Raw genomic sequence first — 12,440 nt, 5'->3', positions numbered from 1 at the left:
GCCCAGTTGCAGGGTAAGCTGGCGCGTGTGCTGGGTGAAGGCGCTGGCAAAGCTGGCCAGGAGGGTGGCGATATCCATAAGCTTGCTAACGGGCCTCAGCCCTGTACCTTGTAAACGTTGGAGGACAGCTGCAGCGTGGCATCAAAAGTAACGGGCGGGCGGTGCGGATGGACCTTGAGCACCGCATCCACACGAAAGCGCAGATGGCGCTCGCTCTCGCGGGGCGCATCCAGGCTTATACGTACGCGAGACAGGCGTGGTTCGTGCGTTTCTATAGCGCGCCGTAGCTGCTCTCGCAGTAGCTCGCGATCATCCGGGTTGAGCAGGCTGATACCGGACAGATCGGGAATGCCATAACGCAACATGCTGGCACTGGCTTGCGGGTAATCTTCAAATGTTTCTACCTGCGCCATCAGCCGGGTATTGAGTAGCGATTCCAGATCCCGCGCCAAGGCGCGGCGAAAGTAGGACAACTCGAACAGCACACGCTCGTTGAGCTGCGTCTGCTCGGGTTCGTCATCCAGCAATCGGTCCAGTACTGAGGGCAGTACGGTGGTTTGTCGGCCTGCCAGGCTCATGCTCATATCCCGAACAGCTTGTCGAGCTGCTGCCCAAGCAGCCATTGATAACCACCCCAGATCACAACAGCGACCACGGCAAGCAGGGCAAAGTACAGCCATAGCGGCAGCTCATGGCGCACAAATGCCTGAAAACGCTGCGGTAGCTGCCAATTAGGCGCAAACGGCGCCTTCCCCCCTCTTACTTGCTGAATCTCCTGGCCGAGCTTTTGGGTAAGGTAGCCAAGCTTTTCCTCCCCCTCCAGCAGATAGCGCCCCTGAAAACCCAGTAGCAGACAGGTATAAAACACTTCCAATGCCTCGATGTTGGCCGCAGGGTCCAGCCGCAGCTGCTCAAGCCGGCTAAAGAACCCCTCGCCTGCCAGATGCTCGCCAAAGAGGCGCAGTTGCAACGGCATACTTTCCCACTCTTGGCGAAGGCCAATTTCAGAAGACAAGACAATCTCGTCCAGCAAAGCGCAAAACGCATAACGGGCCTGCCCTACCGCATCCATACTCTTACCGAAGTTGCGAGCGTTGCGATCAAGCTGAGACAAAAACTGGTCGATTCGTCGATTGAATTCTGCCGTGCCGCCCGGTGCATTACCGTCTTTCAGCAGAAACAGCAGATAGATACCATCCTCCATTAGCTCACGCAGGCTGGGGCCGGCAGGAGACAGGGCGATGGTGTTATCAGGTGCAGGGGCTACGGTTTCGGTCATGATCTACTCAGCGAAAAACGGCAAAGAGCTCCATTGACACATCGGAGAGTGTTTGGGGCACATAGATACAAATGCTGCGGGACTGCAGCATGCGGCTGAAAATGTCGCCCTGAGGCTGCAATGCAAAATAATGATTACCTACACGCACAGGGATGGCGGAGGGTGTCTGCAGAACATGCTGCAGGGCGACACCACGCATGGCGGAGTTCAGAATCCTCTCTACATCATCCGGCGCACCGATTTTCAATTTGAGTGGCACATTTTCAATGATGTGGCTGGCAGGTAGCTCGCTACTGACCGAAAGGTAGAAGTCCACACCCTCCACAAGGCGATCACTTTCCAGACGGCCAACATGGATGGATGCCCGTGGGGAGTGCAGCGGAATGGATTGGTAACGCGATGAAATAACCGTCTCAAGCAGGCTGCGCAGCTGTTGGTCCAGCTCGTTGAATACCGCAAACAAGGCTTCGTGCCGATAAACGGGCACATCGGATAGCGCATACTGGCTGGAGAAGGTCTGCATTTCACCGCAAAATTCGGCCACCGCTTGGTATAACGTTTCCGGGTGAAGCGGCTCGCAGAGTGACAAGTGCCGCAAGCGGATAAAATTCCGGTTAATGGTATGCAATAACCAGAATGTGCTGATGTCCGATGTGCCGTATTCCATCACATTCTGGGCACGCTCCCTCAATGCAGCAGATAGCGCCTGATTACGCACCAGCAAGATATCTAGCCAGCGCCGCAACATACGGTGCAACCAGTCGGAAGCCTGTATGGCCAGTAAGGGCGGGATATAATTAGCAGCGACACACCACTGCCCTGTGGCATCCTTTTCAAGACGGCATACAGGGATGGCATCGTAACCATCCCGGTTTTCCTCCTCGAACATCAAACGCACATCCGGCTTTAACACAGCCAGATCAGCAGGCAAGGCCTGGGTGTAAAGATCTGCCACTTCTGCCTGGCTACTCTGGAATCGTGATGGGCGTACCGCGCCCTCCTGAGCCGCAACATTACCGCCATAAGCCTGCATTTCAGCCAAGCAAGCATAAAGCGTCGTTGCAGCCCCCAGCTGGGGCAGGCTGCTCATATCACGAGACAAAGGCAGTGGTACCACCTCTGGCGCCCGGCACAAAGCACCATCACGGAAAACCAGGTGCAAGCGGTCTACCCGCAACATACCGGCTTTCAACGCCTGCTCATCAACGCTCAGACCCTGTACACCCCAAGCATGCCTTAGGCTTAGCTGAAAGCGCGCACTCGCCTCTTGTTCCAGCATCAGCACCTGCTGCTGGAAGTGCTGCGGGCGCAGGAACATCCCCTCCCCCCACAGCACTCTATTTGCAAATTGCATAAAACCTCAGACCACTAAGAACCAGCCAGACCAGGCCAGATTGATACGAACATCACGTCACCGGCTACAACTTGGCGACCCCCCCCTGAGCTGATCAGGTAAAGCTTTGACTGGCGGCTGAACGGGTACCAGATAACAGTCTTCCACTTTAAAAAGCACTTTCTTTCCCTTCACTCGCTCAACGGGGAAAAGCAAGCGCCAATAAGCCTTATCGGGTTGGCGAAAAAACCCGACCAAGGCAACAAAGCGGGCTTCTTCATCCACCTTGAAACCATCAAGACTTACAACACCGCCTGGCAGCATCAAAAGATCTTTCATGCTGATCAAATCAGCACCCAGCAAGGCCTGCTCACCCTTCCCTGCCGTCAAGGACTCATAAGTTAGCCTGCTGAATAACTGATCTGATTTGAGTTGATACACACGCACCGCAACAGACAATGACTTGCCCGTGTAGTCTCGATTGATCACGGCTGCAGCTTCACCCTGCATGGAAATGTCTGCATTACTGGCACAGCCAGATAGACACTGCATAACGGCCAACACGCACCCAGCCAGACACCAAGACGGGCGCACCTCCCGCTTAAACCATCTCATTTAAGTAAGCCACCCAATCATCAACAACTACATATCAAACAAAATTCAAAATACATTTTTTATTGCAAATTTCAAAGATAACGTTAGCATATACCAATCCGTTGCAGCACAGCAACATCTGTCAGGCCCTATGACCAACTCAGGATGATGACACTGTGTATCTATTCATTCCACTAGTACTTTCAAGCTTACTGCTCCTAGTGACAACATGGATAGGCTGGCGCTACTTCTCCAAAAAAAATAATAATATTCAAGAATTTACCATAGAAACCAGCGCCAACCAGGGTGCGACCACCAGCAGCCAAAGCGAGAGCCTCGACAGGAAGAGATCACCAAGCAGAAGCCGCTTGTCATCCCCAAGAAATATTGACAAAATCATAAAGAGGCTAACCACCCTTACCGCATGGCCGATTGCATCCATATTATTAATATCTACAACCTCATTTTTGGTTCTTTCATTTAACGAAAAGCATCAAATTGAAAATTTAACCCCAAAAGAATACGCGTATGGTGCAAAAATCAAACTCACTCTGGAAGAGGAGCCACTCGTACCACCCCCACCACTTCCCCCTGAGGCGTTTGTAGATGTGATCCTGGAGCGGCCAAGTTTGAACGCAGCCAATCGTGACTGGGGCCTACTCGATGCTGTGTTTGTACAAAAGGTCTTGCACATCATGGAAAAGCTGAAAGCTCGTGGTTACCCGATGACCCTTTTGGAAGGCTACCGAAGCCCAGAGCGCCAAGACGCCTTAGCAGGCCAGGCTACTTTGGTAACCAAAGCAAGAGGGGGGCAAAGCAAACATCAATATGGTTTGGCGGTTGATCTGGCACCAATCAAGAACGGCAAAGTCGTCATTTCCGAAAAGGACTCATGGGCGCTGGAGGCTTACCAAGCATTGGGTGAAGAAGCACGCGCTGCCGGCCTCACATGGGGTGGTGTGTGGCGATTCCGAGATTACGGGCACATAGAAAAGAGTGGCCCACTGCATAAACAACAAGGTCGATGACCAATCATAGAAAAGGTGTAATCAGGTGTTTATCAAAGGTTGGCTCCGTCACGCCAAAGTTGCGTCCGCAATAGGTTTTCTGATCCTTATCGCCCTGATATGGTTTTTGGGGACGTGGATGGGGCTTACCTCTGTCGAGTCACGACTGGGCTGGATTCTCTGCATCATGCTGCTATGGGTTGGCACGTTGCTTGTAGGGCAGCTTCTTGCAAGACGTGCCAGCGGTCTCATTGAGAAAATGCTTCGACAGCAAGCAGATGATGCAGTCATTCACTCTGGGTCAGACAAACGTGCAGAAGTAACACTACTCCGGCAGCGCTTGCTCAGCGCCATTGATACCCTGAAAAAATCCAAACTGGGCAATGCCAGCGGTAGTGCCGCCCTCTACGAGCTGCCTTGGTACATGATCATCGGCCACCCCGCTGCAGGCAAAAGCACAGCCATCCTGCAGTCAGGCCTGACTTTTCCTTTTAGCGAAAAAAGTGGGATACAAGGTATTGGTGGCACTCGTAACTGCGATTGGTTTTTCTCAACGGAGGGGGTGTTACTGGATACCGCCGGGCGTTACGCTACGCAACAAGAAGACCGAACCGAGTGGCTAGGCTTTCTCAAATTGCTAAAAAAATACCGGGCAAAAGCACCGGTCAATGGCATTTTGGTTGCAATCAGCCTGCCCGAACTGGCTCAACATAACAGCGAAGGTTTTGCCACATACGCAAGACAGGTCAAAGAGCGTATCCATGAAATCTGTCAGACCTTTGCTTTGCAAGTTCCGATCTATCTGGTCTTTACCAAGCTAGATCTTCTGGGTGGATTTACGCAGTTTTATCAAGACTGGACTGAAGAAGAGCGTAGCCAAGTCTGGGGCTGCACTTTCACTGCCAATCAGGGCGACAGCTTTGATGCGGCCAATGCCACTGCGCAACAATTCGAATTGCTATACCGCGGCTTGGTGCAAGCCGGTGAGGAAAAGCTACAGCAGCATAGAGGCAGCCGAGTGCACCCGGCACACTTCGCTTTTCCAATCGAATTTCATGGATTGAAAGAAGCCGTCGTCAAATTTGTCGACTTGCTCACGGAAAACGACCCATATCACGCTCGCCCGCTCATAAGGGGCTTCTACTTTACCAGTGCTTTGCAAGAAGGCATGCCGCGTATTGTGGCCGCTAATCGCGTACAAAATCAGTTTGGCTTGGTCCATAGCGAAGCCACAGCAGGCAAACTGGGCGCACCCGCATCGTATAGCTATTTTCTACGCGACCTCTTCCGTAAAGTGCTTTTCCAGGATCAGCACCTGATTGGGCGTCAAACGGATACCGGCAGTAACCGCTGGCGGGCTGCCATGATGGCAACCGGCATTTTGTCTGTTGCCACACTGGCAGGCCTCTGGAGCTGGTCTTATATCGGCAACCAGAAAATGCTGAATGAAATTCAGCACGACCGGGCCCGAGCCATCAAGCTGGCGTCCTCACCGCAACTATACGACAAGCTTTTATCGCTGCAAGTATTGCAGAATCATCTGGAAACGCTTCAAACCTATCGCAAGGATGGCCCACCATGGGAAATCGGCATGGGCCTTTATCAAGGCGAGGAACTGGAGCAGAAGCTGCGCAAAGAATACTTTGCCGGTCTAAAGCAAACGATGCTGCTGCCCATACAGCGCAATCTTGAAACAACGCTTGTTGCGCTGAAAGAGCCAACAACAGTCGCCCCCCCTCCCCCCAAGACAGAGCCAATTCCAAAGAGCAAGCCCAAGCAGCCATCACGCCCAAGGATAAAGAGCAAGCCCAATGGCGGCCACAAACTGCCCAATATTGAAATTGGTGCAGCAGCCCTGGGTATGTCTGCACAGCCGGTCCAGCTAACACGCGCCGAGATGCAGCAAGCATGGCAAGCAAAATGGTGGCGCCATCAGGATCACGGATTTTCTCTGCGTAACGTGGCACTCACCATCCCAACAGCAGCCCGCATGTCTACGGGCAGCACTGAAGCCGAGACCACATCCAATGCAACGCAAGAGCCCACTACTCAGCAGCGCACACCTCAACTTGATGCCAGTTACAACGCACTCAAAACCTATTTGATGCTGTACGACCCCAAACGGATGGAGCAGGCACATCTTGCCGATCAGCTCCCCCGGTACTGGCGCCCATACCTTGAGGAGAATCGCGGTCAGTATGCACAGGCAGAAGTCATGGCTATCGCCGAAAAGCTGATTGCGTTCTATGTAAATCAGCTGCAAGCACCTGATCGCCCTTTGATCACGCCCAATATGCATATAGTGAACAGCTCGCGGGAAATACTTCGTGGTTCCTTCAAACGAATGTCAGCCCAGGAGCGCGTGTTTAACGAAATCCGTGCCCGGGCAAACACGAAGTTTGCACCGATGACTGTTGCTCGCATTTTGGAAAACAAAGATCTGGACATCATGGCTGGCAGCCAGATGGTTGAAGGGGCATTCACAAGAGAGGCGTGGGAGCAATACATCAAGTCTGCAATTGAAGAAGCCTGCAAGGGGGAGATCCGCAGCGATGACTGGGTTTTGGCCGCCAGCAGTCAGGATGATCTGGGTCAGGATGGCAACAGTGAGAAAAGTCGCCAAGCACTGATCGCACTTTATAAACAGCAATATACCCTGATCTGGTCACGCTTCTTGCAGGGTATCACCCTGCGGGATATGCAGTCTCCAGCACAATCAGCCTCAGCCATGACGAGGCTGGCAGACCGACAGAATTCGCCCATTAAGCTGATTCTGGTTCGAACCGCCTATGAAACCAGCTGGGACAACCCCTCCGAGCTTAATCGCTCTCTCGCCAATGCCAAACAGAATGTCCTGGAGCGCACAACCGAGCTGCTGACTGGGGGAGAAAAACCAGAACAAAACGCTGAAAAACTCGGTGAGGTAGGCAAGCATTTCTCCGGCATCGCTTTACTGGTTAAAGGTGAGAATGCGCCGATTAACAGCTATCTGGATCAACTTGCCAAACTCAAAGGCAAAATGGCTAGCATAGCCAGCACCGACGACCCCGGCAGCTTGGCACGCACCACGCTGCAGGCAACGTACAACGGTGGCGGCTCTGAGTTGGCAGAGACCATCACCTATGTAGATAACGCACTTCTGGCTCAGGTCACGCCACAAACCGCTGAAATGGTACGCCCCATGCTGGTAAGGCCACTCAGTCAGTCATACAGCGCATTACTTGGCCCGGTCAGTACTGACATCAACCAGGCATGGGCAAATGAGGTATTGCCACAGTGGCGCTCACTCTCAGCCAAATATCCTTTTAGTGACTCGGCCAGCACCGCCACCATTGCGGAAATCAACCGCTTCATCAAACCCAATGACGGCACGCTCGACCGGTTTATCAATAAATACCTAGCCGGACTTGTACAAAAAAAAGGGGATGAACTCGTTCCTCGCTCCTGGGGCGACTTAGGTATCCGATTTAACCCTGCTTTTCTCAGCGCAGTCAGCAAGCTTTCCAGCCTGGCCAGCAGCCAGATGCAAGATGGAGAAAGCATCCGATTCGAGCTTCAGCCTCAACCCACCCCGGGCCTATCGGAGATAGTTGTTGACATAGACGGGCAGGAAATGCGCTATCGGAATGGGCCACAACTTTGGCAGCCCTTCACCTGGAATGGTAATGGGCAAGGCAGTGGCGCGCGTATTCAGGCTGTGAATTACAACGGTGTCGCCAGCGTAGTGGCTAACCATAATGGTGGAATGGGCTTTCTACGCCTGCTATCCGCTGCCAAAACTGTGCAAGACACATCAGACACCGCACAGCTGAGCTGGCAGGTTCGCAAAGGTGATGACTCTCAACTTATCAAAGTCAATTTACGGATCGTCAGCGGCGTAAACCCCATGCAATTGAACCGCCTTAACAAAATGACGCTGCCCGACCGCGTAACACAGTAGACCGAGAACAGCGTCATGACTTTTACCTTCAAGCGACAACAAGAAACCTTGGCCACATACAGCATTTTTGGCAAGTTGCCCTGCCGTGCGGACTTTATCCGCATCAATGCTTCGCATCCTGCTGCCAGTGCACTAGACGAGCTACTCGCCAACAGCATGGCCCTGCTTGATAGCCAAAACAGTCTGGATCGTTACCGCAGCATGCCAACTTCGTTTTTCATGCTGCAAACACAAGATCAGCAATGGCTCTCTTTGGGGGCACTGCAGCCCAGTACAGATCAAAGTGGCAGGCACTATCCACTGGTGGCGGCTATGCATCTACCAATGCTACAAGACATGCCCACCACTGCGGTCATGCTTTTGTCTTGCGAACTGTTTTTTAGCGGGCTTCAGGAGCAACTTAACAGTGCACTGGATAACGCAGTAGAAATGCTTGCCTGCAGGCAATACCTAGAAGCACAGGTAGCATTTGGCGCCACCTCCAAAGAAGACATCATGCTAGCTGCGCAACTGCTTGAGCATTACATGCGCAACACACGTAGCAGCGCACTCACCCGACTCAGTGCCCCACATTTGCCAAGCGGGCTTGAATCCATGCTTATGGCATTCATTTTTCATAGCCGCCTCATTCACAGATTCAAAGATAGCCTTGCAGCACAAACCTACCTGCTCCCGCTACCCAACCAAGATGGGGAGGACATGCTGGTAGCCGCCACCTGGCTATCCCTCTACGCCGCAGCAACAGAACATTATGGTGCCAGCTGCATGCAATGCCTGCTGATCAGAAGGCCGGAAGGCCGCTTCCTGGCCCTGCAACTCTCGCCCCCGGATGCGCACATCATCGCCCACTGCTGGGGAGAGCCTCTGGCATCACGTTTTGTTGTCAATACAGGCGAAGACACCGCTCCATGGCGACAGCATCAGTCATTTGCAGAAGCATCCTACATTCTGGGCAAACGCATGAACGACCCAGATTTCACCATCGCCCAGCTGCGTGACCTGATCGCCGGTTTGGCAAAAGGCATGAACTAGCTGTCCTCATCCAACGCCATCTTTTCAGGAGAAAACACGATGAGCAAAGAAAGCACGCAGAAAAAGCTGTCCCGAGTTCGCCCGCCTCGCGTCCAGATTACCTATGACGTAGAAATTGGCGACACCCTGGAAACGAAAGAACTTCCTTTTGTCATGGGCGTTGTGGGCGATTACAGCGGGCATAGCAAAGATCCCCTGCCCAAGCTGAAAGAACGCAAGTTTGTTCAGATCGATAGCGACAACTTCGATGATGCACTCAAGGGAATGGCACCCCGGCTGGCGCTAAAAGTCGACAACAAGCTTAAAAATGACGACTCGCAGCTTTCTGTCGAGATCAACTTTAGCGAGCTAGCTGACTTCGAGCCACAAAACGTAGTTCAGCAAATAAGCCCGCTCAAGCAGCTGCTGGATGCCCGCACACGCCTTGCAGACCTACGTAACAAGCTGGCCGGAAACGACAAACTGGAAGAGCTCCTGGACGACGTACTACGCGACACCGAAAAGCTTCGCCAGATAAGCCAGGACACCACCCCATCTACGGAGGAGTAAGCATGAACCTCACACCGCAACTGGAAAACCAGCCAACAGCAGAGCTGTCCGATGCTGGCAGTCTGCTAGACAGCATCATCGAACAAAGCCACATAGCCACCAATGCGGCAGAGAAAGTTCGCACCCGCGACCTGATTGGCGAACTCGTAGAACAAGTCCTGCAAGGCAGCGTCACCGTCTCCCGAGACCTGTGTGCCAGCATTGACGCACGCATTGCCGAACTGGATGCCCTCATTTCCGGCCAGCTTAATGCCATCATGCACCATCCGGAATTTCAACAGCTGGAAGCGTCATGGCGTGGTTTGAAGTACCTGGTTGACCATACAGAAACCGGCACCATGCTAAAGATCAAGGTGCTGAACACCAACAAGAAAGATCTGGTCAAGGATTTCAAATCGGCCTCCGGTTTCGACCAAAGCGCCCTCTTCAAAAAAATCTACGAAGAAGAGTACGGTACATTTGGTGGCGCACCTTACGCAGCCCTAGTAGGTGACTTCAAATTCACACGGCACCCCGAAGACTTTTACCTGCTAGAAGAACTATCCCACGTTGCCGCGGCGGCGCATGCCCCCCTCATCTCTGCTGCAGATCCGGCGCTATTCGGGCTGGAAAACTTCACCCACATTGGCAGGCCCCGCGACCTGGCCAAAATCTTCGATACCGTCGAGTACACCAAGTGGAAATCGTTCCGCGAGTCCGAAGACTCACGCTATGTCGGCCTGGTACTGCCGCATGTACTTGGCCGCCTGCCCTATGGCCGCAATACCGTACCCGTCGAATCGTTCAACTTCGAAGAAGATGTTAATGGCAGCCATCATGACAAATATCTGTGGACCAATGCTGCCTACTCATACGCCGCCCGCCTTACTGCTGCCTTTGCCAACTATGGCTGGCTGGCTGCCATCCGCGGTGTAGAAGGAGGTGGTCTGGTCGAAGGCCTTCCGGCGCATACCTTTGCGACAGAAGATGGTGAAGTAGCACTCAAGTGCCCCACCGAAGTGGCCATCACAGACCGCACCGAGAAGCTGCTATCCGACCTGGGTTTCATCTCGCTGGTTCATTGCAAGAATACCGACTACGCCGCCTTCTTCAGTGGCCAGGCCGTACAAAAGCCCAAGGTATACAACACCGATGCGGCCAACGCCAATGCCCGCCTGTCTACCCAGCTGCCCTACATCTTCGCCGTATCCCGCATTGCGCATTACATGAAATCCATCATGCGCGACAAGATCGGCAGCTTTGGCTCCAGAGAAGACGTTCAGCGCGACCTCAACACCTGGCTATCCAGTTACGTACTACTGGATGACTCGGCCAGCCAGGAAGCCAAGTCCAAATACCCGCTTCGTGAAGCACGGGTTGATGTCGTGGAAGTCCCTGGCAAGCCTGGCGTCTATCGCGCAGCCGCCTTTCTGCGCCCTCACTTCCAGCTAGACGAACTCACCATTTCTCTGCGACTAGTGGCCGAGCTCCCACAGGCCGCAGGTTAACCCCAGCAGAAGTTTGCTGTTTGTATAACGTTACTCTACGAGGTCAATCATGGCTTTTGACGCATTTCTGAAGATCGATGGCATCCCGGGTGAAAGTGGCGATGCCGCCCACAAAGACTGGATCGAGATCCAATCCTTTTCCCACAAACTGGAACAGCCAGCACAAGTAACGGCCAGCTCTGCAGGTGGTGCTACAGCCGAACGTGTGAACCATGGCATGTACGAAATCACCCACTTCCTGGACAAGGCCAGCCCCAAGATCTACGAAGCGTGCTGCACGGGTAAGCACATCAAGGAAATCACCATCGAGCTCTGCCGCTCCGGTGGTGACAAACTGAAATACATGGAAATCAAGATGGAACAAGTCCTGATCTCCAAAGTAGAACCAGAAGGCACCGCCAACGACACCGGCTTCCCTGGCGAAAAAGTCAGCTTCAGCTACGGCAAGATCAAGTGGACCTACACCCAGCAGAAACGTGCCGATGGCGCCGGTGGCGGCAACGTCAGCGCAGGCTGGGACCTTACCGCCAACAAGGTGATTGCCTAACCACCAGGGCCCGCCCTGGCGGGCCCACTTTGACAAGGACCCCCATGAAATACTCTACGCTAGCGCTCGTACTCTGCACCGGCCTGCTCACCGCCTGCGCCGCCAACAAAACCAAAATGGACGCAACACAGCAAGCTGCAGAAGCCGCTAAGGCCACTGCCAGCCAACAAACACAACAAACAAGAGATATCACCGGCAAAGTAACCGAAACACTGGGGCAAGCCACCGCACGTATCGTCGAAGCCACCGGCAATACCGACGTCGTGAGCGACCCCACCCTGATTCCTTTCTCTAAAATGGATGCAAAACTCACCCCGCTTACCGAACAGCAAGTACGCGCGCTGGTTCCCGGCCTGGTTATTGCCAAGCAAGTTATCGTCGTGGGCTACTGCAACCGCAAAGAAGTGGGTAATGCCATTGCCGCAGCCAAAGCCCGGGCAGAAGCCGTCAAAAAAGTGCTGATTGAAAACGGCATCTCGGCCAAACGCATCATCACGCAATACGACACCACCAAGCCCCTGCACGCTGTGCGCGTTCGCTTCAACGGCTAAATCCGTCAGTTCAGGCACAAGAAAATGAGCATTCAAGCGTTGCTATCCAGCTTTGCCAGCGCCTTCACCCAGCACACGCGCCAGCTTACCCTGCAACTGGGCGATAACCTGCAGCAGCAAC

General features: G+C 53.4%; 11 protein-coding genes. 7 read left to right on the top strand and 4 right to left on the bottom strand.

Annotated features, from left to right (window positions below):
• Positions 1-95: 95 nt before the first annotated feature.
• From tssE to tssJ, 4 genes are read right to left on the bottom strand one after another with little or no spacing between them, the layout of a single operon-like run.
• The gene (tssE, locus tag FLQ44_RS16675) at positions 96-578 is read right to left on the bottom strand and encodes a type VI secretion system baseplate subunit TssE (protein ID WP_147695306.1); all 483 of its coding nucleotides are present in this window, start codon (positions 576-578) and stop codon (positions 96-98) included.
• A 2-nt stretch (positions 579-580) separates the two neighbouring features.
• Positions 581-1,279, bottom strand: a complete 699-nt coding sequence (gene icmH, locus FLQ44_RS16670) for a type IVB secretion system protein IcmH/DotU (protein ID WP_147695305.1) — start codon at positions 1,277-1,279, stop codon at positions 581-583.
• Positions 1,280-1,286: 7 nt separating this feature from the next.
• Positions 1,287-2,633, bottom strand: coding sequence for a type VI secretion system baseplate subunit TssK (tssK, locus tag FLQ44_RS16665; protein WP_147695304.1), 1,347 nt, complete (start codon positions 2,631-2,633; stop codon positions 1,287-1,289).
• 57 nt (positions 2,634-2,690) lie between these two features.
• Positions 2,691-3,164, bottom strand: a complete 474-nt coding sequence (gene tssJ / locus FLQ44_RS16660; RefSeq protein WP_276607870.1) for a type VI secretion system lipoprotein TssJ — start codon at positions 3,162-3,164, stop codon at positions 2,691-2,693.
• Positions 3,165-3,382: 218 nt separating this feature from the next.
• Here tssJ and FLQ44_RS24455 point away from each other — a divergent pair, with 218 nt between their 5' ends.
• Genes FLQ44_RS24455 through FLQ44_RS16625 form a run of 7 tightly spaced genes read left to right on the top strand, consistent with a single transcriptional unit; the run spans position 3,383 to position 12,319 of the window.
• The gene (locus FLQ44_RS24455; RefSeq protein ID WP_240801318.1) at positions 3,383-4,234 is read left to right on the top strand and encodes a M15 family metallopeptidase; all 852 of its coding nucleotides are present in this window, start codon (positions 3,383-3,385) and stop codon (positions 4,232-4,234) included.
• A gap of 25 nt (positions 4,235-4,259) precedes the next feature.
• Positions 4,260-8,153 (top strand): type VI secretion system membrane subunit TssM, encoded by a 3,894-nt coding sequence (gene tssM / locus FLQ44_RS16650; protein WP_147695302.1) that lies wholly within the window; start codon positions 4,260-4,262, stop codon positions 8,151-8,153.
• Between the two features lie 15 nt (positions 8,154-8,168).
• On the top strand, positions 8,169-9,185 hold the full coding sequence (gene tagF, locus FLQ44_RS16645) for a type VI secretion system-associated protein TagF (protein ID WP_147695301.1): 1,017 nt from the start codon (positions 8,169-8,171) through the stop codon (positions 9,183-9,185).
• A gap of 39 nt (positions 9,186-9,224) precedes the next feature.
• On the top strand, positions 9,225-9,734 hold the full coding sequence (gene tssB / locus FLQ44_RS16640) for a type VI secretion system contractile sheath small subunit (RefSeq protein ID WP_147695300.1): 510 nt from the start codon (positions 9,225-9,227) through the stop codon (positions 9,732-9,734).
• Positions 9,735-9,736: 2 nt separating this feature from the next.
• Positions 9,737-11,221, top strand: a complete 1,485-nt coding sequence (gene tssC, locus FLQ44_RS16635) for a type VI secretion system contractile sheath large subunit (protein ID WP_147695299.1) — start codon at positions 9,737-9,739, stop codon at positions 11,219-11,221.
• A gap of 49 nt (positions 11,222-11,270) precedes the next feature.
• Positions 11,271-11,768, top strand: coding sequence for an Hcp family type VI secretion system effector (locus FLQ44_RS16630; protein ID WP_147695298.1), 498 nt, complete (start codon positions 11,271-11,273; stop codon positions 11,766-11,768).
• 44 nt (positions 11,769-11,812) lie between these two features.
• Positions 11,813-12,319, top strand: coding sequence for an OmpA family protein (locus tag FLQ44_RS16625; protein WP_147695297.1), 507 nt, complete (start codon positions 11,813-11,815; stop codon positions 12,317-12,319).
• The last annotated feature ends 121 nt before the right edge of the window (positions 12,320-12,440 follow it).

This window comes from Vogesella mureinivorans, from assembly GCF_007644035.1.
GTDB lineage: Bacteria > Pseudomonadota > Gammaproteobacteria > Burkholderiales > Chromobacteriaceae > Vogesella > Vogesella mureinivorans.
Note: the sequence above shows the minus strand (reverse complement) of the source record. Positions and strands in the feature narration are given on the sequence as shown.